Source organism: Proteus vulgaris (assembly GCF_016647575.1).
GTDB lineage: Bacteria > Pseudomonadota > Gammaproteobacteria > Enterobacterales > Enterobacteriaceae > Proteus > Proteus mirabilis_B.
On the sequence record NZ_CP032663.1, the window covers coordinates 1,178,011 to 1,202,788 of the forward strand.

Here is a 24,778-nt window from a genome sequence, read left to right on the forward strand (position 1 = left end):
CGTATTTTAATGTGTAGCCACAAGTCTTAGCGTTTTATTGCCAGAACTCTTTTGATGCATCAAAGAAAGCTTTCCACTCTTTACTGTTTCTTGCTCTCTCTCTAGCTACGTTGTCCATGTAATAACGAATACGTTTGATATCATCAGCATTGTCTTTTAATACAACACCGATTAATTGGCGAGCAATTGCGCCTGCATTCATCACTCCATCACCTAAATAATGTGCTTCTAAGGCACAAGCGTAAGCAATGTTCACGGCTTCTGCGGTCGACATAACCGCATCAGGTGTTTTGATATTGCCACCATCTTTCGTATTACCTGAGCGCAACTCTTGGAATGTTGTGACCAGTAATTCCACAACATCCGCCGGTACAGTGACTTCATTGGCTAAAGAGCCTAATTCGTTCTCAAGCTGTGATTGGATCAGGCTGATTTCAAATGCGGGATCACGAATAGGTTTCACGGTTTCAAAGTTAAAACGGCGCTTTAATGCGGCCGACATTTCATGAACACCGCGATCACGTAAGTTTGCTGTACCGATAAGGTTAAATCCCGGTCTTGCACTAATACGCGCACCATCACCCATTTCAGGGATCATTAATTGTTTCTCTGACATTAAGGAAACCAGCACATCCTGAATTTCAGGAGGGCAACGGGTTATCTCTTCAAAGCGAACAATTTTACCTTGTAACATACCTTGATAAAGCGGCGAACCCACTAAAGCGCGTTCTGTTGGGCCTTCTGCTAATAGCAATGCATAGTTCCAAGAATACTTAATATGATCTTCTGTTGTACCCGCTGTTCCTTGGATGGTTAAACCTGAATCACCACTGATGGCAGCAGCAAAAAGCTCTGAGAGCATTGATTTTGCCGTACCCGGTTCACCGACCAACATTAAACCTTGTTTACCCAATAATGTGACAATTGCACGATCAACCAATGCATCATCGCCGAAAAACTTAGGTGTGATGCCTAATGCATCATCACCTAAAATAAATTGGCGTACAGCACGGGGTGAGCGAAGCCATCCTTGTGGTTTAGGATTATTAGCATCAGCTTTTGTTAAACGCTCTAACTCTTGAGCAAATCGAACCTCAGCACTTTCCCTAATTGCTTGTTGATCTGCGGGTGCTTTTTTAGCCATATTCTTTCCTAATTATCCCTATCTTTTACCAAGGTGTTTTCTTTTCCCATTCAGGATCAAATCCTGCACAAGCTTCAGCGACTTTTAGATAATCCGCATAGCTTTCTGCTAATAGAATAGGTGGTACATCTTTTAGCTCAACATTATTGCGATCCCAGTAATCTTGCTGATTTTTCTCAAAACTTAAATCAAATAAGACAGCTGGAATGTTTTCTTCTGGAACATAACTACCACTGAAACCGATATTCACGTAGTAGTTTAAACTAGAGAAGAATTTGTAATAGTGAGAGAACGAGCCACCATCTTCTGCTGGGCCTCGTTGATAACCCATTTTGGTTAAAATACCACGTAGAGTGAAGGTGTCTGTGATCCAGCCTTTTCTATCTTCCACTTCTGTTTGTTTCAGATCTAATTCTGGGATTTTATGCTCCATTTGAGAGAACAAGAATTTCACTTTGTAATCTTTAAAGTGAGCAATCCATGCCTTACGCTCATCTTCATTAACCAATGCTGCGTGAGCAAGTTGGATCAACGAATCGTTTTGTAAAGTCACTTCATCATCTTCAAGATTGAGCAATGCACCGTCATCAGAAGGGCGGAATGTATTGATAACCTTGCCATCTTTCACTTCTTGCCAAACCAATTGTTCAATCAGTTTATGCATGATTGGATGAGCTAAGATATATTCTTGCCAATCCGCGCTTAACCACTGACGTTGAGCACACATGGCTTCATATAAACGTACACTTTGCAGCTCAATAACTTGTTTAAGTTCTTTTTTGCTCGAAGTGAAGAGCTTTTTCGCTTCTTTGATAAGCTCAGCATCGTCATTTTTACGCGCAGCAGGTAAGGCTTTAACTTCTTTACCTTCCGGATTAAACAAGACCAGTTTTTGTTTTGCATCCATCTTCGCAGTAAAGATACGCTCACCATATTCCAGTACTAATGTACCCGTATCATCAAAGCCAGCAGTCGGAATAGTTCTGTCTGCTAATTCATCTGAGCTCCAACCATTACGTTCAGCAATTTGCGTGACTAAATTACGGGCTTTTTCTTGAACAGATGCCGTGCGATAACGGCGTGATAATGAAAGAAGAAGCTGAATAATAATTGGATCATTGCTTGATGCTACTGCATCAATCATGGCTTCAATTTGAGCACGACGCTGATAGTGATCACGCATATAGTTACGTAATACAGATACTGCAACATGACCTTCAATACCGCAGATAAGCGCTAACATGCCTTTATCGCTGATTGCAGAGCCTAAATAACGACGTAACACCTCGTTTTTAATTTCTTCAACCACTTGCTCTAACGTGTAGTTTTCATATTTAGCGTAATATTCAGGATAACGCTTCGCCCAGTTTTGATAGTTGCTTAAACGCCCCGGAGCTTCACGTTGTGCTTCGACCATTGCTTCTTCAAGTGATGGACCTTTAATATCCTGAGCAACAAAGGTATGCAGAATAAAGCTTGAAAGTTTATGCTGGCTATCAGTAGAGAGCAGACCGATATAACGTTGTAATAACGCGTTTCCTCCTGGCATTTTTAATTTCACTGCCAGAATAATCCACCAACGAATAATCGCCGGGTCAACCGCTTTCTTGTTTTCCCATGTCAATGCAGGAATAGCATCAAAGTTAAACCAAGCAAGGCTTGCTGGAGCTTTGGCTTTAAGGCCTTTTTCAGCTTCAGCTAATAAGGTTTTTGGTGATAAATAACTTGAGATATCTTCACCCAGTTGCTCTAACGCCGTTAATAAAGAGGCACGTACAACTTCGCGCTTCTCTTTTTTCAATAAGGCATTCAGTGCAGGTAATGATTCTGGATTTTTTAAACGTGCCAACCACTCAATAGCGGTAACGCGAATTTCTTGTTTTGCAGAAGATAAACCTTCTTGAGCACTTGTATGAATATTTGGCAGTGTCTCAAGTAAATTCTGCGCTGAAACACGGTGCATTTTATTTTCACCTAATGCCAGTTCCATAATTCGAGGCACGAATTGTGCTGGAATGGTAGGGAAACGACCTAATACTTTAATACCTTGTGAAATCTCAAACTGGCGATAGCGACGCTCACTTTGACTTGGCATTAAATTCAGGGCTTCAGCGATATAATCGGTATGTTGAGAGAAGAAAGGCCAAACTTGCTCCGGTCTACGGAAGCGTTTTAAACCATCTTCATAAGATTCTAAACATAATGCAGCAGTCAGGCGGGCTGCATTTTTAAAGTTGCAACGTTGCAATACATCTTCAAGGTGACGTAATTCAATATCACTAAATAAGCGTTCAGGAATTTCGCCATTAAAATAGTGAGAAGAGAAGTGATCGGCATGTTGGCGATTATTAACTATCACACGCACAGCGTGGAATAGCGTATATTCAGGCAAGTTTAAAACACGATTTTTATGTTTAATGATTTGAATTTCATTTGATTGGATCGAACCTTGTCCACTATTGAGTTTATCAACTAATGCGCGACACTGTTTTTCATCAATCTTATTCAAATCTTTTAAATGGCGCTGTGCCCAATTATAAGTGTGTTTAGCCGTTTTATTTTCTTCAATTTCACGTTCAGCATTTTCTTTGGCTTTGACCAATATCTCATTGAAGTTATTGACCATCATATCGCGAACGCTATCAGGTAATGGAGTGTCTTCTAATGGTGTGAAATCAGGAGCCTCAATAGCCTCTACGGTATTGGCATCATCTGCAACATTAAAACGTAGTAGGGCGCTTTCAATACTTTTCATGACCGCTTTTGAAGTTTCATGTTTTAACGCTTCTTCAAGTACCTCACGATTTTCACCTTGGCGTGCAAATAAATCGGCTGCTTGAGTACGTTGTTTTGGCGTACCATTCATTAAAACATGAGTAAGATTTTCTTTAACAATTTCAGGCGGTAAAGTAACTAAAATTGGCTCTGCGGCTTTTTTAACAGTTTTTAAGCTGCTGGTGGCAAGTAACACGATAATGTCAGCAAAATTATCACGTAACACAGTGTTTTTATTAAGATAATTAATTAACTCAACTAAGCCATTTGCTGACAGTTTTTCAATTAATTCTGTTCTAACAAACTCTTGATGTGAAAGTAGGTAATCTTTTAAATCACTTAATTCATAAATACGCTTCAGATTAGATGCATAGTATTCAGAAACATCTTTTCTATCAAACACCGCGAATAAGGCATTTTCACCCGCAATATTGGCCTCTTTTTCGACCATATTAGCGATAAATTCCATATTCCAATGTTTGCGATGCTCTAAATTGAGATTACGCGCATTTTCATAAGTGTTGTAAAACACATCAATTAAAAGATAAAGCACCCAAGTTGGTACTTCTTTTGTAATAACTTTAATATTGACATCTTGGCAAGCAGCCGCAAGGACTTTACCGAAACGCGCTACTTGTTCTGATGAAAAGCCATCGCCGACTTTAGAATAGAGTTTGTGTCGTGCGTTCAGCCCTTGAGTGATCACTTTGCTATATTGGCCAGTATTCACATTATTGTGTGCATACCACCACTCTAGAGTACCTGGTTTATCAAAATAAACCGCCGCTTTTGAAGCATCCAGCTTGTTTAATTCGAAAAGGATCTCCGGATTTTCACCTGTAAGTACATAATTTAATGTACGTTTAGGTAAGCTCTCATCAAATACTGCAAGCAATACCAGTGATTCTTGGAGATGTTTTTCGGTAATTGCGACGTCTTTTTTCCCAAAAAGAGGGAAAATGTCTAAGATTTTTTTTATCACGCCAGTTCCTTAAGCTATGTATGGATAAACAGTTTTTTTTACCATGAAACGGCGTAACGAACAATTTGATTATCACTGGCGAAAATAAAATCAACGCGTACCATTTGTCAAATTTATAGAGGTAAACGCTAAAAAAGCTAATTGAACTTTATTAATATTCAATTTGGCTTTATATAAAGAGGTATATCAGGAAAAAGTGCTAAAAATGAATAAATGATAATAAAGGCATTTTTTGTGGCATTTAAAAAGTTTAAGAATTGTCTGCTAAGCAAAATAAGCGTTAACACTTAGCTAAATTAATTAAAAAATTAACAGTAAAAGATGGGCTGAATATTGTAAGAAAAAATCCCGTACTTTTAATTGAGTACGGGATAAGAAAATCATCAGTGAATAGTGTCTACCAAGGTAATTTCTTTTCCCAATCAGGAGAAAAACCAGCACAGGCATCTGCAATTTTTAGGTATTCAGCGTAGCTTTCTGCCAATAAAATCGGTGGGATATTTTTAATTGCTAATTTATGTCTATCTAATCCACTTTGGCGACCTTTTTCAAAAACTAGCTCTAATAGCGCGACAGTAACATTTTCTTCTGGCACACAATTACCACTGAAGTTGATAATGACACTGAGATCTAAGCCAGAAAAATATTTGTAATAACAGTTATAAAACCCTGCATCTTCTACCGAACCACGTTGATAGCCTAATTTTGTCATGGCACCTCTCAAGGTATAGGCATCCGTTAACCAACCTTTTTTCTCTGCGATCTGAGTTTGCTTATCTTCTAATATTGGTGTGTCATGCTCTATCTGGGAAAATAAAAACGCCATTTTGTAATCTTTAAAATGTGCTAGCCAAGCATGTTTTTCATCTTCATTTAAAAGTACACGGTGCGCTAAACGCAGAGACGAATCACTTTGTAAGGTAATCTCTTCATCTTCGATATTTAATAAAGCACCATCATTTGAAGGGCGAAATGTATTAATGACTTTGTCATCTTTAATTTCTTGCCAAATTAATCGCTCCATTAATTTATGCATAATCGGATTAGTTTGAAGAAATTCTTGCCAGTCAGCACTTAACCATTGGCGTTGAATACACATCGCTTCGTATAAACGTAATGTCTGTGATTCGATGATCTGCTTTAACTCTTTTTTACTTGATGTGAAGTATTTTTTTGTCTCTTTAATTAGTGTGCTGTCATCATTAACACGAGGCGCTGGCAATGCTTTTATTACTTTACCCTCGGTATTAAATAGGACAAATTGCAGTTTATCGTTAATTTTTGCAGTGAATGTGCGTTCACCATAATCTAAAGTCAGTACACCTGAATCATCAAGTCCTGCTGTTGGTATGGTTCTATCTGCCAGTTCATCTTCAGTCCAATTATTACGTTGTGCTATCTGGGTAATTAATTGTCGTGCTTTAGCTTGAATAGATGCGGCACGATAACGACGAGAAATAGAGAGTAAAAACTGAATAATAATTGGATCGTTACTTGCACCAATAGCGTCAATCATTGCTTCTATTTGTGCTCGGCGCTCGTAATGGTCACGCATATAATTTCGCAATAAAGGTACGGCAATATAGCCTTCAATGGCAAAAATAAGCCCTAACATACCTTTTTCTTTTATGGCTGACATAGGGGCGGAATAAGATAATCCTGAACTCAAATAAACTTTATCTTCAGATGGTGTATCAACATCTTGAGTAATAAACTTAATTAACAAAAATTGGGCGAGAGCTTGTTGGCTTTTCAATGAAAGTAAATTGATATAGTTGTGTAATAGCGTATTACCTGCTGGAAGTTTTAATTTTACTGCTAGCACTATCCACCATTGAATAATTTTAGGTTCAACGACTTTACCATTTTTCCACGTGAGTTGAGGTACGGCATTAAAATCAAACCAAGATAAATTATCTGGGATCTTATTTTTTAAGCCAATTTCAGCCTCTGCAAGTAAAGTAAGAGGATCGAGAAAATCTGAAATATCTTCACCAAAATGTTCTAGAGCAGTAATTAAAAGCGTGCGAACAACTTCGTCATTTTCTGTCTTTAATAAGGCGACTAGTGCTGGAACAGCATCATGATTATTGAGTTCAGTTAGCCAATTTATTGCAATTACTCGAGCATTTTTTTTCTTTGATGTCAGACCTTCTTGAATAAATAAGTGAGGCTCAGGAAGTTTTTCAATAAGCTCTTGTGCATCAAAGCGATAAATTTGTATATCACCTAAAGCGAGTTGTAATATTTTAGGAATAAATTGTGATGGAATAACAGGGTAGGTTTTTAATACACGAATTGCATTATCAAGGCTAAAAAAGTCATTATTAGTATTACTTTGACTAGGTATCAGTTGTAAGGCTTCTGCGAGATATTCGGGATGTTGGTAATAAAAAGGCCATATTTGCTCTGGTTTTGATAAATCCTCAATACCATATTGTCCAAGAAAAAAACTGGCGATAATACGCGATGGATCAGAATAATTTCGCTGAATTAAGATCTCTTCAATATGACGTAATTCAATATGCTCGAAAATATGCTTAGCGTTATAGTGATTAATCGCATAACTCGACATATATTGAGGTTTAAGATAATCATCTATTGAGCGAATAAGATGAAAAATCGTGAATTCAGGTAAGTTTGTAATAATATTTTCATACTTAATAATTTCACGATCTAATTCATTGAGTGAGCCTTTAGGCGAATTAAGCTGATTTAAAATATTTTTCAGGCTGGTTTCATTGTATTGAGATAATTCTTCATAAGACTCTTGTGCCTTTTTATGAACAAATGAAGAGTGCTTATTCCAATTTTTCTCATTAATTGCCTTTTGCTTCATCTCTTTTAATAATTCTTTATATGAGTGAACAATGTGCTCATAAATATTATTAGGTAAGAGAGTGTCTTTAAGTTGAGTTAATTTAGGCAATTCAAGTGGATAATGATTATTTTCGTTATTATATAGGGCTAATTTTTTTTCAAGATTTTTTTGAGCGGCACTTATTCCATTTGACATATTTTATCCTTATTTATTTTTCATTTTTTAACTCTACACCTCCTGATTTTATATAAAAAGAGCAAAATAAAAAGAGCTCACATTAAACATAAGGAGCTCTTTTGGGTTTATTATTTTGTCGTTTGACGAGAAAAAGAGAGTAGCAATGAACCTAGACTACAAATTAGTAAAGTGATTGCTAAGCTTTGTCCCCATCCTGCAAGTGCAAGCCCACCACCAATTAACAAATAGTAGAATAAGCCTAATAATGCCCCCGCAGTACCTAATCTGTCTTTATATTGTGCTAATGCTGTGGCTAAGATATTTGGAATAGCAATGCCATAAGCAACAACACTCGTCATCATTGGAATAATAAAGCTAATGTGGTTACGTAATAAATAAACACCCACGGCGCTAACTAATGCAATAAAACTCGCGAGTAAAACCAGTTTTCCACATTGCCAATGGTGGTTTAAGAGTGCTTTATTAATATAAGAACCAATACCGACACCTATTGCTAATACAATACCGCTATAACCAAAGGTGCTTGCGCTATAGCCTTGTTTATCAAACATAAAAGGTGCTAACTGATAATAGGCAAAAAGGCTGATATTAAAAAAAGCTATTAATAATACTGTTTTAGCAATTTGCTTATCCTTAAGCATTTTTATTGCAGTTTCTCCTAACGGTGCTGTTTTTATTGTTTCAGGGCGACTTTCAGGTAATGTAAAAGTACTCCATAACAGTAAAATCACAGCAAGGAGGGCAAGACCACTAAACACACCTTGGTAACCAGCATAACTCACTAATAATGAGCCACTTAACATACCAATTGCTGGGCTTAGGGCAATAGCCGCTCCCATCACAGAGAAAACTTTAGCTAGTTCATCGCCACTATATACATCACGCATAATAGTTTGTGTGCCTACTGAGCCTACCGCCGCACCAAAAGCAGAAAGCATACGCAATCCAAGTAATACTGAAAAATCTTGTGTCATAAAAACGCCAAGACAAGCAACTGCATAAATAAACAATCCAGCTAACATTGTCGGACGACGACCAATGACATCGCATAATCGACCCCATATAATGACGCCCAATGCAAACGCAAAGAAATAGAGCGAAAGTGTTTGTCCAGCTTCATTTGCACCGACATGAAAGCCGTTTGCAATATCAGTAAGTGCTGGGCTATAAATGGTTTCTGCAATTTGTGGAAACATCATTAACGCAATTGCTAACCATAAAGAGAGTTTTTTGTTCATCTTTTTTATCCTACATCCTTAAATCTTGATGAACAGAATACAGAGATAATGAATGTCTTGTTATAAACATAAAGACATATTATTTTTCAAATAGGACAAGTGATGGCTTGGCTTAATCAATACGACCACTTTGTGCCAGAAGAGCATCTTGCATCAGTCGTTGGTATTGCGGCAGAAATGGGAAAGCACGACTCAGGGTTTCATTCTCATGATAGAGGGCAGTTATTATTCACGCAGTCAGGGTGTATGCGAATTACTTTGGCTTCTCGTGTTTCTGTATTACCTCCCATGAGGATTGCGTGGATCCCTCCGAGACTTGAACATCGAGTCGAAATGTATGCCTCTGTTGGATATCGTTCTGTTTATATTAGTGATAAATTTCATGATAATTTTCCAAATGAGAGCGAGATCTTAACGATTTCACCTCTTTTACGAGAAATATTAGAACGAATTTCTATTGCTGATTTTGATACTCAATGGGAAGAAGGGCGCTACGCAAATTTATTGGCCGTTTTTTTTGATGAAATCGCTCAAGCACCGCGGCAACCTAATCATTTATTTATGCCTAAAGATAGACGGCTAAGTCGTTTATCCTTTGATGATTTACCGCCAGCACTACAAGAAATGGCAAAGTATGTAGGGGCGAGTGAAAAAACGATCACACGCTTATTTTACAAAGAGACGGGACTGAGTTATCAACAATGGCGTCAACAGTGGCGATTAATGAAAGCCATTGAATTATTAGCTACCCACCATCGCTATATTGATATTAGCCAGATATTAGGATTTGCCAGTGACAGTGCCTTTATTACCTTTTTCAAAAAAATGACAGGGCAAACACCGCAAGAATATTTGAAAAGCTGATTGAATTTTATCGATAATTTTAAAACATAAAGCCCCGACTTAAACGGGGCTTAGCAAGATAAATAATTAATAAAAATCAATTATTTCTTTTTAATTTCACTTTTGAAATCGCGCTCATCATAACCGGTATAAAGCTGACGAGGACGCGCAATTTTTAGACCATCTTCATGCATTTCATTCCAGTGAGCGATCCAGCCAATTGTACGTGCAATAGCAAAAATAACAGTAAACATATTGGATGGAATACCTAACGCTTTCAGGATAATACCAGAGTAGAAGTCAACGTTAGGGTACAGTTTTTTCTCAATAAAATACGGGTCGTTTAGAGCAATACGTTCTAATTCCATTGCCACTTCAAGCAAGCTGTCATTGAGGTTTAATTCTTTTAACACTTCATGACAGGTTTCACGCATTACTGTTGCACGAGGGTCGTAGTTTTTGTAAACACGGTGACCAAAGCCCATTAAACGGAAGGAGTCATTTTTATCTTTTGCGCGTTTAATAAATTCAGGAATGTGTTCAACCGTTTTGATCTCTTCCAGCATACGCAGACAAGCTTCGTTAGCACCACCGTGAGCAGGTCCCCATAGTGACGCGATACCCGCCGCGATACAGGCAAATGGATTTGCACCAGAAGAGCCCGCAGTACGTACAGTTGAGGTTGACGCATTTTGCTCGTGATCGGCGTGAAGGATGAAAATTCTATCCATTGCGCGTTCAAGTACTGGGTTAACGACATACTCTTCGCATGGTGTTGCAAACATCATATGCAAGAAGTTACCAGCATAGGAGAGGTCATTTCTTGGATAAACGAAAGGTTGACCAATCGAGTATTTGTAACACATCGCTGCCACTGTTGGCATTTTTGATAGTAGGCGATAAGCCGTGATATCGCGGTGAACTGGATTACTAACATCCAATGCATCGTGATAGAACGCAGCTAAAGCCCCTGTAACACCACACAGTACTGCCATTGGGTGCGAGTCACGACGGAAGCCATTGAACAGTCGAGTAATTTGTTCATGGATCATGGTGTGACGAGTTACTGTGGTTTTAAATTTATCGTATTGCTCCTGTGTCGGTGCTTCACCGTACAGCAGGATATAACAGACTTCCAAGTATGTTGATTCAGTCGCTAATTGCCCGATAGGGAAACCACGGTGAAGTAAGATACCGTTATCACCATCAATAAAAGTGATTTTTGACTCACAAGAGGCGGTTGAGGTAAAGCCGGGATCATAGGTGTAATAACCTTTGGAGCCGAGAGTACGAATATCAATAACTTTGGAACCGAGTGTAGGGGATAGAACGTCCAAGTCTACAGATGTTTCAGCAATCGTTAGCTTAGCTTTGTTATCAGCCATTTATAATCTCCTTAGCGCTTATATGTCTCCTAACAAAGTCGAGGGTATCTTCATAAAGATGCACTTCGATAGTGAAACTATAGTTGATGTAAGGTACCCAGCCGAGTTTTATTTAATGCCCGTAATGTCTAGGTCTATAGTGTGTCACTTATGTTAAGGAGCTTTTGATGTTATGTTTTTTTAGGTGCTTTTTTATGCAATGCACTTAGAATTAGTACTGCTATCACTTTTACATAAGTTTGAGGTTTCTGGAAGCGTGTTTGCGCACAAAAAAAACATAAACATTAAAATAATGCAGTAAATGTAAGAAAAATGTTGTGTATGTGTCAAAAATGATAATCATTTTTGCATCAGATGTATTAAATAGTGATCCCTCTCACTGTTCGAGGCAAATGTCGGGCACACAAGTTGTGTGGTAATTGTAATAAGTTTGTGAAGCACTTATACTGCGCGCAGGTCTCCGGAACCGTTGTTGTATGGAGAACCAGCGTAACGAATCCACACTTTTTGTAAAATAGACGGATTTAACATTTTACTTAAAATGTGCCTTTGTACCCCATTCGCTGTTTGATTTCCATCCAGGTCCGGAGGAAGGAAAAATTATAAAAGCTGTGTGGGCATAAATTGTGAAAAAACAAAGACCTGTCAATCTGGATTTACAGACGATACAGTTTCCACTCCCTGCTATCGCATCGATCTTGCATCGTGTCTCTGGGGTTATCATGTTAGTCGCAGTTGGCATCTTACTGTGGTTACTTGGCACCTCTCTCTCCTCTCCTGAAGGATTTCAGCAAGCTGCTGAAATTATGACTGGCTTCTTCGCGAAATTTATTTTGTGGGGCATCCTAACGGCATTGGCGTATCACATTTGTGGTGGTATTCGTCATATGTTAATGGACTTCGGCTTTATTGATGAAACCTTGATTGTAGGTCGCAATTCAGCGGCTGCATCAATGGTTATTACCGTTATTTTATCAATATTGGCGGGGGTATTAGTATGGTAAGTAATTCTTCTACTTTAGGCCGTACTGGCATACAGGATTGGTTATTCCTTCGTGCCTCAGCCATTATTATCGTTTTATATGTTCTTTATCTTGTGGGATTTATTGCTACAACAGAAATAACCTATGAGGTATGGCGCGGATTCTTTAGCTCATCCTTAACCAAAGTGTTCACCATCTTGACCTTGCTTTCGATTCTTATTCACGCGTGGATCGGAATGTGGCAAGTGTTAACGGACTATATTAAACCGCTGGCATTACGCCTGACTTTACAACTGATTATTGTTGTTGCGCTGTTGGTTTATCTTATTTATGGAACAATTGTGGTGTGGGGTGTGTAATGAATCTGCCAGTAAGAGAGTTTGATGCTGTTGTTATTGGTGCGGGTGGTGCAGGTATGCGTGCCGCTTTACAGATTTCTCAAATGGGTCTGTCTTGTGCACTGATTTCTAAAGTTTTTCCTACTCGTTCTCATACTGTTTCCGCTCAAGGTGGTATTACTGTTGCACTAGGTAATACCCATGAGGATAACTGGGAATGGCACATGTACGATACGGTAAAAGGTTCCGACTATATTGGTGACCAAGACGCTATCGAATATATGTGTAAAACCGGCCCTGAAGCAATTTTAGAGCTGGAACATATGGGACTTCCATTTTCTCGTCTAGATGATGGCCGTATTTATCAACGTCCATTTGGTGGTCAGTCAAAAAACTTTGGTGGTGAACAAGCCGCACGAACAGCTGCCGCCGCTGACCGTACTGGGCATGCATTATTACATACCCTCTATCAGCAAAATTTGAAAAATCACACAACCATCTTTTCAGAGTGGTATTCACTGGATCTAGTGAAAAATCAAGATGGCGATATTGTCGGTTGTACTGCAATTTGCATCGAAACGGGTGAAGTCGTTTATTTCAAAGCAAACGCGACAATTTTAGCGACTGGTGGTGCAGGTCGTATTTACCAGTCAACCACAAATGCGCATATCAACACCGGTGATGGTGTAGGTATGGCGGTTCGCGCAGGTGTTCCTCTGCAAGATATGGAAATGTGGCAATTCCATCCAACAGGTATTGCGGGTGCGGGCGTGTTGGTGACCGAAGGTTGTCGTGGTGAAGGCGGATATCTGTTGAATAAAGACGGTGAACGCTTTATGGAACGTTATGCACCAAACGCCAAAGACCTTGCTGGTCGTGATGTGGTTGCACGTTCAATCATGATTGAAATTCGTGAAGGTCGTGGTTGTGATGGCCCTTGGGGTCCTCATGCGAAATTGAAACTAGACCATCTGGGTAAAGAGGTTCTTGAGTCTCGTTTACCGGGTATTCTTGATCTTTCTCGTACTTTCGCACACGTTGACCCAGTTAAAGAACCAATTCCTGTTATACCTACTTGTCACTATATGATGGGGGGTATTCCAACAAAAGTAACGGGTCAAGCTATTCGTGTGAACGAGAAAGGCGAAGATGTTGTTATTCCTGGATTGTTCGCAGTCGGTGAAATTGCTTGTGTATCTGTTCATGGTGCAAACCGTTTAGGTGGTAACTCATTGTTAGACCTAGTGGTATTTGGTCGTTCAGCAGGGGTTCACTTAAAAGAGTCACTGATGGAACAAGGCACAATGCGTGATGCGAGCGATTCTGATGTTGAAGCGGCATTAACACGCTTAAATCGCTGGGAAAACAACCGTTCTGGTGAAGATCCAGTTGAAATCCGTAAAGCTCTGCAATCTTGTATGCAACATAACTTCTCGGTATTCCGTGAAGGCGATGCAATGGCAAAAGGCTTAGAAGAACTGAAAGTTATTCGTGAGCGCTTACAAAACGCACGACTGGATGATAATTCAAGTGAGTTTAATACACAGCGTATTGAATGCTTAGAATTGGACAACCTGATGGAAACTGCTTATGCCACTGCGGTGTCTGCAAACTTCCGTACAGAAAGCCGTGGTGCTCATAGCCGTTTCGATTTCCCAGAGCGTGATGATGCGAACTGGTTATGCCATACATTATATCAACCGCAAACCGAAACAATGACACGACGTGAAGTCAATATGCAGCCGAAACTGCGTGAAGCCTTCCCACCAAAAGTGCGTACATATTAATTAGCGGTGTTATTGAAGTTGCGGAGACTTAAATATGAAACTTGAATTTTCGATTTATCGTTACAATCCCGACGTTGATAATGCGCCGCATATGCAAGATTACACCCTCGAAGTTCCTGAAGGGCGTGACATGATGCTGTTGGATGCATTAATTCAATTAAAGGAAAAAGATCCTACCTTATCGTTCCGTCGTTCTTGTCGTGAAGGTGTTTGCGGCTCTGATGGCGTGAACATGAATGGTAAAAATGGTTTGGCTTGTATCACACCTATTTCATCTTTACAGAAAGGAAGTAAGAAAATTGTGATCAGACCGTTACCCGGTTTACCAGTAATTCGTGATTTAATAGTGGATATGACTCAGTTCTATACACAGTATGAGAAAATTCGTCCGTATTTAATTAATAATGGCAAAAATCCTCCTGCTCGTGAGAACTTACAGTCACCAGAACAGCGTGAAAAGCTTGATGGACTTTACGATTGTATCCTTTGTGCTTGTTGTTCAACCTCTTGCCCGTCATTCTGGTGGAATCCAGATAAGTTTATCGGGCCAGCTGGATTGTTAGCGGCTTATCGTTTCTTGATTGATAGTCGTGATACAGAGACTGAATCTCGTCTTGATGATCTTAACGATGCGTTCAGTGTGTTCCGTTGTCATGGCATCATGAACTGTGTCAGCGTATGTCCTAAAGGACTCAATCCAACAAAAGCGATTGGTCATATTAAGTCAATGTTGTTAAAACGTAGTGCATAAAATAATAACCGCCCTAAAATAGTTAGGGCGGTTAATGGAAAAACTAAGTTAGACGTTTGCGGTAAAAATAGTAAGGCACCTTTAAACACTGTAAGACAGTGCTTAAAGGTTCCTTGAGAGCTAAAGCTCCATATTTAAAGAACCTGCGAGATAGCGGGTCATAAGAGAACCTTGCAATCGACACCGTTTAATCACGGTATTAGTTATCCACGGCGAACTAAAGCTGTATAGCTTAAGGGATCATAATGCAGAACGGCGCAATGAAGGACTGGCTAGAATCAACTTTTCTAGCAGGAGAGAATCAGTCTTACATAGAAGATATCTATGAAGATTACCTAACTGACCCAAACTCTGTTGACGAAAGTTGGAGAGAGATTTTTCAACAACTGCCCGCAAGTCAAGGCATAGAACAGTCGCATTCTCAAACCCGCGACTACTTCAGACGCCTCGCAAAAGAATCCACTCGATATCATACCTCGGTAAGCGATCCGGCAATGGACTCAAAACAAGTTAAAGTTTTGCAGCTCATCAATGCCTTCCGTTTTCGTGGTCACCAAAACGCTAATCTCGACCCGCTTGGTTTATGGAAACAAGAATCTGTTCCAGATTTAGATCCTGCTTTCCATAATCTAACTAAAGAAGACTTTGAAGAAACCTTCAACGTCGGCTCCTTTGCTATCGGCAAAGAAACGATGAAATTAGGTGATTTATATGAAGCACTGAAACGCATTTACTGTGGTTCAATCGGTGCTGAATATATGCATATCACTAATACTGAAGAAAAACGCTGGCTACAACAACGTTTAGAATCAGTGAATGTTGCAGACCAATTCACTAAAGAAGAAAAGTTACGCTTCCTGACAGAGCTAACAGCAGCTGAAGGTTTAGAGCGCTATTTAGGTGCGAAATTCCCGGGTGCAAAACGCTTCTCTTTAGAAGGTGGTGATGCATTAGTTCCGATGTTAAAAGATTTAATTCGCCATGCAGGTAAACAAGACACTCGTGAAGTGGTTCTTGGCATGGCGCACCGCGGACGTTTAAACGTTCTGGTTAATATCCTAGGTAAAAAACCGGCTGATTTATTTGATGAATTTGCGGGTATTCATAAAGAACATTTGGGAACCGGTGACGTTAAATATCACCAAGGTTTCTCATCTGATTTTGCGACTGAAGGGGCTCAAGTCCATCTCGCATTAGCCTTTAACCCATCTCACCTAGAGATTGTTAGCCCAGTTGTAATTGGTTCTGTTCGTGCTCGTCGTGATCGCTTAGATGAAGCGCGTAGCAATATGGTTCTTCCTATCACTATTCATGGTGATGCGGCAGTGACAGGTCAAGGTGTTGTACAAGAAACCTTGAACATGTCTCAAGCGCGTGGTTATGAAGTAGGTGGTACAGTTCGTATTGTTATCAATAACCAAGTTGGTTTTACGACTTCAAATCCAAAAGATGCCCGTTCAACACAATATTGTACTGATATTGTGAAAATGGTTCAGGCGCCAATTTTCCACGTTAATGCAGATGATCCTGAAGCGGTAGCTTTTGTGACTCGCTTAGCATTGGATTTCCGTAATACCTTTAAACGCGATGTTATGATTGATCTCGTTTGTTACCGTCGTCATGGCCACAACGAAGCGGATGAGCCAAATGCGACTCAGCCTCTGATGTATCAAAAAATCAAAAAACATCCAACACCACGTAAAATTTATGCGGATAAACTGGTTGCTCAATCACTACTTGATGCCAATGATGTGACTGAACTGGTTAATCTTTATCGTGATGCGCTGGATCGTGGTGATTGTGTTGTTGAAGAATACCGCCCTATGGGTCTGCATTCTTACACATGGGAACCGTATTTGAATCATGAATGGAATGAAGAGTACCCACATAAAGTAGAAAAAGCGCGTTTACAAGATTTAGCGCGTCGTGTGAGTACCGTTCCTTCAGAAATCGTGATGCAATCTCGTGTTGAGAAAATTTATGCTGACCGTGCTGTTATGGCTGAAGGTGAGAAACTACTCGATTGGGGTGCGGCAGAAACATTAGCGTATGCGACTTTAGTTGACCAAGGTATCACCATTCGTCTTTCTGGCGAAGATGCGGGACGTGGTACATTCTTCCATCGTCATGCTGTTATTCATAACCAAACAAATGGTTCTGTTTATGTACCATTAGCCAATATTCATAATGCTCAAGGACAATTTAATGTCTGGGATTCTGTATTAACAGAAGAAGCCGTACTTGCATTTGAATATGGTTATGCCACAACGGAACCTCGTGGGTTAACAATTTGGGAAGCACAATTTGGTGACTTCGCAAACGTTGCTCAAGTCGTTATCGACCAATTTATTAGCTCTGGTGAGCAAAAATGGGGTCGTATGTGTGGTTTAGTTATGCTGTTACCACACGGTTATGAAGGTCAAGGCCCAGAGCACTCCTCTGCACGTTTAGAACGTTATCTGCAACTGTGTGCAGAACAAAATATGCAGGTTTGTGTGCCATCAACTCCGGCTCAGGTTTACCATATGTTACGCCGTCAAGCGTTACGTGGTATGCGTCGCCCACTTATCGTAATGTCACCAAAGTCACTGTTACGTCATCCATTAGCGGTTTCTGAATTGGATGAATTAGCAAATGGTAAATTCTTACCTGTCATTGGTGAAATGGATGATTTAAAACCTGCTGATGTGAAACGTGTTGTGATGTGTTCCGGTAAGGTTTACTACGATTTATTAGAACAACGTCGTGCTAATGAGCAAAACAACGTTGCCATTATTCGTATTGAACAACTGTATCCATTCCCACACGAAGATATTGCGCAAATTCTCGCACCTTATGCTCATGTAAAAGAGTTTATTTGGTGTCAAGAAGAGCCTCTGAATCAAGGTGCTTGGTACTGTAGTCAGCATAACTTCCGTGATGCTATTCCAGCTGGCGCAACATTACGTTATGCAGGACGCCCTGCATCAGCCTCTCCAGCAGTTGGTTATACCTCTGTTCATCAGGAGCAACAAAAAGCTCTGGTTGAAGACGCACTGAAAGTTGAATAAATAAGGATAGAAAATGAGTAGTGTAGATATTCTAGTACCGGATCTCCCTGAATCAGTTGCTGACGCATCGGTCGCAACTTGGCATAAAAAACCTGGTGATAGCATTCAACGCGATGAAGTGCTGGTTGAAATCGAAACAGATAAAGTTGTTTTAGAAGTACCTGCAAGTGAAGCAGGTGTTTTAGAAAGTATTCTTGAAGAAGAAGGTGCTACTGTTGGTTCACGCCAATTACTAGGTCGCATTCGTTTAGGTGATAGCACAGGCATTCCTGCTGATGTGAAACCAGCTCAAGATAGCACTCCAGCACAGCGTCAAAGTGCTGATATTGCTGAAAAAGGCAATAACGATGCATTAAGTCCAACGGCTCGTCGCTTAGTGGCTGAACACGATATTAACCCTGCGGATGTGAAAGGCAGTGGTGTAGGCGGACGTTTAACTCGCCAAGATATCGAAGGCCATGTTGCGAATAAATCAACGACACAACCGGTAGCAGAAGTTCCTCAAGCTCTGTTATCTCACCGTAGCGAAAAACGTGTACCAATGACACGTTTACGTAAACGTGTAGCAGAGCGCTTACTAGAAGCGAAAAACACCACTGCAATGTTGACAACGTTTAACGAAATCAACATGCAGCCAATCAAAGATTTACGTGCTCAGTATGGCGAAGCATTCGAAAAACGCCACGGTGTACGTTTAGGCTTTATGTCTTTCTACATTAAAGCGGTTGTTGAAGCACTGAAACGCTATCCAGAAGTGAATGCTTCTATTGATGGCACTGATGTGGTTTATCACAACTACTTCGATATCAGTATTGCAGTATCAACACCTCGTGGTCTGGTAACACCAGTATTACGTGATGCAGATGCAATGAGCATGGCGGATATTGAGAAAAACATCAAAGCGTTAGCTGTAAAAGGTCGTGATGGTAAGTTAACTGTTGAAGACTTAACTGGCGGTAACTTCACTATCACAAACGGCGGTGTTTTCGGTTCATTAATGTCAACTCCGATTATCAACCCACCACAAAGTGCCATTTTAGGGATGCATGCAATTAAAGATCGCCCAATGGCAGTAGACGGTCAGGTTGTTATTCTACCAATGATGTATCTGGCTCTGTCTTATGACCACCGTTTAATTGATGGTCGTGAGTCTGTCGGTTTCTTAGTAACCGTTAAAGAGATGCTAGAAGATCCAGCTCGTTTATTACTGGATGTATAGGTAATAAATATCGCTTTTAGGCAGGAGATGCTCCTCCTGCCTACTTAGCAACAGACACAAGCATCAAAGAAGTACAGTGTGTTCGTGAAGCCAGATTTCTCTGGCTTATAGTCAAAAAAATAAGAAAGCCCGACTTTCAACAAGATTATGGATAGAACATCATGAATTTACACGAGTATCAGGCAAAACAGCTTTTCACACGGTATGGATTACCAGCACCTGCTGGTTTCGCCTGCTCCACACCGCGCGAGGCAGAAGAAGCTGCATCAAAAATCGGTCAAGGCCCTTGGGTCGTGAAATGTCAGGTTCACGCGGGTGGACGTGGTAAAGCGGGCGGCGTAAAAGTCGTTAAATCTAAAGAAGAGATCCGCGCATTTGCTGAACAATGGTTAGGCAAACGTTTAGTCACTTATCAAACAGACGCTAACGGTCAGCCTGTTACACAGATTTTGGTTGAAGCAGCAACCGATATCGCTAAAGAGCTTTATCTTGGTGCGGTTGTTGACCGTGGTACCCGTCGCGTTGTCTTTATGGCATCAACAGAAGGCGGCGTTGAAATTGAGAAAGTGGCTGAAGAAACGCCAGAACTTATTCATCGCGCAATTATTGATCCACTGACAGGCCCAATGCCTTATCAGGGAAGAGAATTAGCATTTAAACTGGGTTTAAAAGGCAAGCAAGTTAGTCAATTCGCTAAAATCTTTATGGGATTAGCCTCTATTTTCTTAGAGCGTGATCTCGCTTTAATCGAAATTAACCCACTGGTTATTACTAAAGAAGACGATCTGATTTGTCTTGATGGCAAATTAGGCGTAGATAGCAACGCGTTGTATCGTCAGCCAGAAATGCGTGAAATGCACGATCCATCACAAGAAGATCCTCGTGAAGCACAAGCGGCACAATGGGAACTGAACTACGTTGCATTAGATGGCAACATTGGCTGTATGGTTAATGGTGCAGGTTTAGCGATGGGTACAATGGATATCGTTAAACTTCACGGTGGCGAGCCTGCAAACTTCCTCGATGTAGGTGGTGGTGCAACAAAAGAGCGCGTAACTGAAGCATTTAAGATTATTTTGTCAGATGAAAATGTCAGTGCTGTATTAGTCAACATTTTCGGCGGTATTGTTCGTTGTGACTTAATCGCAGACGGTATTATTGGCGCAGTTGAAGAAGTTGGCGTTAATGTTCCTGTGGTTGTTCGTCTTGAAGGAAACAATGCAGAGTTAGGCACCAAAAAATTAGCAGATAGTGGATTAAATATTATTGCTGCTAAAAGCTTAACGGATGCCGCGAAACAAGTTGTTGCAGCAGCGGAGGCAAAATAATGTCTATTTTAATTGATAAAAACACCAAAGTAATTTGCCAAGGCTTTACTGGTAGCCAAGGAACATTCCACTCTGAGCAAGCTATTGCTTACGGTACGCAAATGGTTGGTGGTGTTACGCCGGGTAAAGGCGGTACTACGCACTTAGGTTTACCTGTATTCAATACAGTACGTGAAGCCGTTGAAGCAACTGGTGCAACTGCGACAGTTATCTATGTACCTGCACCATTTTGTAAAGATTCAATCTTAGAAGCGATTGATGCAGGCATTAAACTAATTATTACTATTACAGAAGGTATTCCTACACTGGATATGCTGACTGTTAAAGTTAAATTAGATGAAGCTGGCGTGCGTATGATTGGTCCTAACTGTCCAGGTGTTATCACTCCGGGTGAATGTAAGATTGGTATTATGCCTGGTCATATTCACTTACCGGGTAAAGTAGGTATTGTATCTCGTTCAGGTACATTAACTTATGAAGCTGTTAAGCAAACAACAGATGTTGGTTTAGGTCAATCAACCTGTGTTGGTATTGGTGGTGACCCAATTCCGGGTTCTAACTTTATTGATATTCTGAAATTATTCCAAGAAGATCCACAAACAGAAGCGATTGTGATGATCGGTGAAATTGGTGGCACAGCAGAAGAAGAAGCGGCTGCTTATATCAAGGATCATGTCACTAAGCCTGTCGTCGGTTATATCGCTGGTGTAACAGCGCCTAAAGGCAAACGTATGGGACATGCGGGTGCAATTATTGCTGGTGGTAAAGGTACAGCGGATGAGAAATTCGCTGCCCTTGAAGCTGCAGGTGTTAAAACAGTCCGTAGCTTAGCAGATATCGGTGAAGCGATTAAATCACTGATCAAGTAAGTAACAATTCTGTTAATAATTTCGGATTGATACTATCTAGAATGCCAGTTTCTAAAAAAGGAGCTGGCATTTTTTATTTCTAGTTTCATTTAAAAGGCTATATCAATAGCTATTATTGTCATTAACGCATTAATACCCCACCTGAATTTATTCTAATAATCTGTTTTATATTGTCTTTTTTGAAAATTGATCTGTATACGAAACATCATTTTTCTATTTATTAACTTTCTTGTGGCGTCTAAAAGTAATGATATAAGCTATGAATAGATACCCTGAATTGTTAAAAATAATATTTTAAATGCATGTTTTTAGTAAAAAAGAGTGTTCACAAGAAAAAATGAACACTTATTTTGTACGGTTTTCAATATAGGTACTTCTATAAATATCGTAATAATTAGCTTTAAATTTATACAAGGATCACGCTGTAACACTGATTTTTACTAAGGAGATAGACTTTTAAACATGTTAATGGATGCGTTAAAAAAGAGGGGAGGGAAGCGCTTTGATAGTAAAGTATATCTTTTTATTATGTTAGAACATCAAAATGACGATTAAAGGGGAATTATGATCTCCTTATCACTGTAAAAATTGATAATAAGATGTTGGGTAGTATCTTGAAAAACACTTTGTTTAAATACAAAAATCCAATAAAAAATTTTGTTACTTTTTCTTGCTGTGTTCCATAAATGATTTATTCTTTTTTTGTTATCTCATTGAATTTACTGATAATATGTTTTTTATGTTAATAATGGATTTACGTTTTATTTGTTAAATACAGATTTATTGCACTTCATTTATCTAGAATAAAAAAGAAATAAAAAAATAAATAATATTAAAAGTTGATAATCAAGATTAGACTTTTAATGTATCTTTATTGGATAAAATAATTAAGAGTGTTTTTTTATATTTACATTTTTGTAAATTTCAACTTATTAATTAATAGATTATTTTTTTAAAATATTTATTATTTACCTGCAAAAAAATGGAATTAATATTAAAATTAATAAAACACAATTAAAAGTGTTTATTTTTAAGTCTTTTATGAAAATAAAAAGTTAATTTTATTATGGAAAATATAAGGAGGTAAATTACACTTAAAAATAAAAACAACATTGCATTAACACAATGGTAACTATTGGGTAATTTATTCGCAACTAGTTAACATTAAAGTGTTTTTTTGATGTTGGTCAAGTTATTAATTGTGGCAAAAATTTCTGAATATGCTTAAATTGGCACACGATCAAATATGCTGTTACAAACCTAAAAGTCGTATTGTTGACCTAAGCTCAGAATTCAAATCTGGGTCACGCAAAATATATTTATTATATGTAAATATAAGCGTACTATTTGTAAGGTATTGTGTTTTTGGTCTTTAATATTCGTTGTTGTTTTTAGAGGCATTTATTGCTGGTAGTTATGAGGCTTTATAATTTAATAAAGTCGGGTTGCCGCAAGTCGGTGTCTTCCTGCTAGGAGCAAGGAGTCAAGATGTTTGATATTGTCGAACTGTCACGGTTACAGTTTGCCTTAACAGCGATGTATCACTTCCTGTTTGTCCCATTAACGCTGGGTATGGCGTTTATGCTGGCAATCATGGAAACGATATATGTTCTGTCGGGTAAACAAGTTTACAAAGATATGACAAAGTTCTGGGGTAAGTTATTTGGTATTAACTTTGCTCTGGGTGTCGCAACTGGGTTGACCATGGAGTTCCAATTTGGTACTAACTGGTCATATTTCTCTCATTACGTCGGTGATATCTTCGGTGCGCCTTTAGCAATCGAAGGTCTGATGGCGTTCTTCTTAGAATCAACTTTCGTCGGATTGTTCTTCTTTGGCTGGGATCGCTTAGGTAAGAAGCAGCACTTGATGGTAACTTGGTTAGTTGCTTTCGGTTCTAACTTCTCTGCTCTGTGGATCCTTGTTGCGAATGGTTGGATGCAAAACCCTGTCGCTGCAGACTTCAACTTTGAAACCATGCGAATGGAAATGTTGAGTTTTGCTGATCTGGTTTTAAACCCTGTCGCTCAAGTTAAATTTGTTCACACCGTTGCTGCTGGTTACTGTACTGGTGCATTCTTTGTTCTGGGTATCAGCTCTTACTACCTGCTCAAAGGTCGTGATATCGGTTTTGCAAAACGTTCTTTCGCGGTTGCTGCTACTTTTGGTATCGCAGCTGTATTATCTGTTATCGTACTGGGTGATGAATCTGGTTACGAAATGGGTGACGTACAGAAAACCAAATTGGCTGCAATTGAAGGTGAATGGCATACAGAACCAGCTCCAGCTGCGTTCAATATGATTGCATTCCCTAATCAAGAAAAAATGGAAAACTCGTTTGCAATACAAATTCCTTATGTAATGGGTATTATTGCAACACGTTCTTTCGATACGCCTGTATTAGGTCTTAACGATCTGATGGGTCAGCATGAAGTTCGTATTCGTAACGGTATGAAAGCTTACGAATTATTAAGCGAATTACGCGCAGGTAATACTGATCCTGCTATCCGTGCTGCATTTAATGACGCTAAACAAGATTTAGGCTACGGCTTATTACTGAAGCGTTATACTGATAAAGTTGTTGATGCAACAGAAGAACAAATCAAAGCTGCTGCAAAAGACACTATTCCTAATGTCGCACCACTGTTCTGGTCATTCCGTATCATGGTTGCCGCAGGCTTCCTGATGTTACTGGTTGTTGCGATTTCCTTCTGGACAGTTCTGTCTAACCGCATTGGTAACTATAAATGGTTACTACGTGCTGCTCTGTTTAGTATTCCATTACCGTGGATCGCAGTTGAAGCCGGTTGGTTTGTTGCAGAATATGGACGTCAACCATGGGCGATTGGTGAAATCCTGCCTACGGCTGTAGCAACTTCTTCACTGACACAGGCTGATATCCTAGTATCTATGGGTCTTATCTGTGGTCTGTACACACTGTTCCTAGTTGCTGAAATGTTCCTGATGTTCAAATTTGGTCGCCTTGGGCCGAGTAGCCTGAAGACGGGTCGCTATCACTTTGAACAGAAGACAGCTTCTTCTCAAAGTAAGTAACACAGGAGTCCAC

General features: G+C 39.5%; 15 protein-coding genes. 10 read left to right on the forward strand and 5 right to left on the reverse strand.

Features of this window, described 5'->3' with window-relative positions; all coding sequences use genetic code 11:
- Nucleotides 1-34: 34 nt before the first annotated feature.
- The 4 genes from D7029_RS05430 to D7029_RS05445 all read right to left on the reverse strand — a co-directional run bounded on the left by D7029_RS05430 (nt 35) and on the right by D7029_RS05445 (nt 9,158).
- Nucleotides 35-1,144 carry an ATP-binding protein gene (locus tag D7029_RS05430; protein ID WP_088493422.1) on the reverse strand — a complete coding sequence of 370 codons (1,110 nt, stop codon included), beginning with the start codon at nt 1,142-1,144 and terminating at the stop codon, nt 35-37.
- 25 nt (nt 1,145-1,169) lie between these two features.
- Complete coding sequence (locus D7029_RS05435) at nt 1,170-4,901, reverse strand: DUF4132 domain-containing protein (RefSeq protein WP_194952057.1); 3,732 nt, start codon at nt 4,899-4,901, stop codon at nt 1,170-1,172.
- Between the two features lie 397 nt (nt 4,902-5,298).
- On the reverse strand, nt 5,299-7,917 hold the full coding sequence (locus tag D7029_RS05440) for a DUF4132 domain-containing protein (protein ID WP_194952058.1): 2,619 nt from the start codon (nt 7,915-7,917) through the stop codon (nt 5,299-5,301).
- Nucleotides 7,918-8,027: 110 nt separating this feature from the next.
- Nucleotides 8,028-9,158: a multidrug effflux MFS transporter gene (locus tag D7029_RS05445; protein WP_194952059.1), complete on the reverse strand. Its 1,131-nt coding sequence runs from the start codon at nt 9,156-9,158 to the stop codon at nt 8,028-8,030.
- A gap of 102 nt (nt 9,159-9,260) precedes the next feature.
- On the opposite strand from D7029_RS05445, the gene D7029_RS05450 reads away from it, so the two are divergent.
- Nucleotides 9,261-10,022, forward strand: a complete 762-nt coding sequence (locus D7029_RS05450) for an AraC family transcriptional regulator (protein ID WP_194952060.1) — start codon at nt 9,261-9,263, stop codon at nt 10,020-10,022.
- Between the two features lie 80 nt (nt 10,023-10,102).
- Here the strand turns inward: D7029_RS05450 and D7029_RS05455 are convergent, their stop codons facing one another.
- Entirely contained in the window at nt 10,103-11,386 is a 1,284-nt protein-coding gene (locus D7029_RS05455) for a citrate synthase (protein WP_194952061.1), read from the reverse strand.
- 623 nt (nt 11,387-12,009) lie between these two features.
- On the opposite strand from D7029_RS05455, the gene sdhC reads away from it, so the two are divergent.
- The 9 genes from sdhC (at nt 12,010) to cydA (ending at nt 24,765) form a co-directional block, all read left to right on the forward strand.
- Nucleotides 12,010-12,390 carry a succinate dehydrogenase cytochrome b556 subunit gene (sdhC, locus tag D7029_RS05460; protein ID WP_129586864.1) on the forward strand — a complete coding sequence of 127 codons (381 nt, stop codon included), beginning with the start codon at nt 12,010-12,012 and terminating at the stop codon, nt 12,388-12,390.
- On the forward strand, nt 12,384-12,728 hold the full coding sequence (gene sdhD, locus D7029_RS05465; RefSeq protein WP_006537664.1) for a succinate dehydrogenase membrane anchor subunit: 345 nt from the start codon (nt 12,384-12,386) through the stop codon (nt 12,726-12,728). The genes sdhC and sdhD overlap by 7 nt, the downstream gene beginning before the upstream one ends.
- Nucleotides 12,728-14,494: a succinate dehydrogenase flavoprotein subunit gene (gene sdhA / locus D7029_RS05470; RefSeq protein WP_023581183.1), complete on the forward strand. Its 1,767-nt coding sequence runs from the start codon at nt 12,728-12,730 to the stop codon at nt 14,492-14,494. The genes sdhD and sdhA overlap by 1 nt, the downstream gene beginning before the upstream one ends.
- Before the next feature lie 34 nt (nt 14,495-14,528).
- Complete coding sequence (locus D7029_RS05475) at nt 14,529-15,245, forward strand: succinate dehydrogenase iron-sulfur subunit (protein ID WP_006537662.1); 717 nt, start codon at nt 14,529-14,531, stop codon at nt 15,243-15,245.
- Nucleotides 15,246-15,490: 245 nt separating this feature from the next.
- Complete coding sequence (gene sucA, locus D7029_RS05480; protein ID WP_194952062.1) at nt 15,491-18,295, forward strand: 2-oxoglutarate dehydrogenase E1 component; 2,805 nt, start codon at nt 15,491-15,493, stop codon at nt 18,293-18,295.
- 13 nt (nt 18,296-18,308) lie between these two features.
- On the forward strand, nt 18,309-19,514 hold the full coding sequence (gene odhB, locus D7029_RS05485; RefSeq protein ID WP_088493413.1) for a 2-oxoglutarate dehydrogenase complex dihydrolipoyllysine-residue succinyltransferase: 1,206 nt from the start codon (nt 18,309-18,311) through the stop codon (nt 19,512-19,514).
- A gap of 161 nt (nt 19,515-19,675) precedes the next feature.
- The gene (gene sucC / locus D7029_RS05490; RefSeq protein WP_075671649.1) at nt 19,676-20,842 is read left to right on the forward strand and encodes an ADP-forming succinate--CoA ligase subunit beta; all 1,167 of its coding nucleotides are present in this window, start codon (nt 19,676-19,678) and stop codon (nt 20,840-20,842) included.
- The gene (gene sucD / locus D7029_RS05495; protein ID WP_006537657.1) at nt 20,842-21,711 is read left to right on the forward strand and encodes a succinate--CoA ligase subunit alpha; all 870 of its coding nucleotides are present in this window, start codon (nt 20,842-20,844) and stop codon (nt 21,709-21,711) included. The genes sucC and sucD overlap by 1 nt, the downstream gene beginning before the upstream one ends.
- A gap of 1,488 nt (nt 21,712-23,199) precedes the next feature.
- Nucleotides 23,200-24,765, forward strand: a complete 1,566-nt coding sequence (gene cydA / locus D7029_RS05500) for a cytochrome ubiquinol oxidase subunit I (RefSeq protein ID WP_194952063.1) — start codon at nt 23,200-23,202, stop codon at nt 24,763-24,765.
- Nucleotides 24,766-24,778 lie beyond the last annotated feature (13 nt).

Excerpts from the sequence above, each read along its gene's own strand:
- D7029_RS05430 (WP_088493422.1), bottom strand. The coding sequence starts at position 1,144 with ATGGCTAAAAAAGCACCCGCAGATCAACAAGCAATTAGGGAAAGTGCT.
- D7029_RS05440 (WP_194952058.1), bottom strand. The coding sequence starts at position 7,917 with ATGTCAAATGGAATAAGTGCCGCTCAAAAAAATCTTGAAAAAAAATTA.
- D7029_RS05445 (WP_194952059.1), bottom strand. The coding sequence starts at position 9,158 with ATGAACAAAAAACTCTCTTTATGGTTAGCAATTGCGTTAATGATGTTT.
- D7029_RS05450 (WP_194952060.1), top strand. The coding sequence starts at position 9,261 with ATGGCTTGGCTTAATCAATACGACCACTTTGTGCCAGAAGAGCATCTT.
- D7029_RS05455 (WP_194952061.1), bottom strand. The coding sequence starts at position 11,386 with ATGGCTGATAACAAAGCTAAGCTAACGATTGCTGAAACATCTGTAGAC.
- sdhD (WP_006537664.1), top strand. The coding sequence starts at position 12,384 with ATGGTAAGTAATTCTTCTACTTTAGGCCGTACTGGCATACAGGATTGG.
- sdhA (WP_023581183.1), top strand. The coding sequence starts at position 12,728 with ATGAATCTGCCAGTAAGAGAGTTTGATGCTGTTGTTATTGGTGCGGGT.
- D7029_RS05475 (WP_006537662.1), top strand. The coding sequence starts at position 14,529 with ATGAAACTTGAATTTTCGATTTATCGTTACAATCCCGACGTTGATAAT.
- sucA (WP_194952062.1), top strand. The coding sequence starts at position 15,491 with ATGCAGAACGGCGCAATGAAGGACTGGCTAGAATCAACTTTTCTAGCA.
- odhB (WP_088493413.1), top strand. The coding sequence starts at position 18,309 with ATGAGTAGTGTAGATATTCTAGTACCGGATCTCCCTGAATCAGTTGCT.
- sucC (WP_075671649.1), top strand. The coding sequence starts at position 19,676 with ATGAATTTACACGAGTATCAGGCAAAACAGCTTTTCACACGGTATGGA.
- sucD (WP_006537657.1), top strand. The coding sequence starts at position 20,842 with ATGTCTATTTTAATTGATAAAAACACCAAAGTAATTTGCCAAGGCTTT.
- cydA (WP_194952063.1), top strand. The coding sequence starts at position 23,200 with ATGTTTGATATTGTCGAACTGTCACGGTTACAGTTTGCCTTAACAGCG.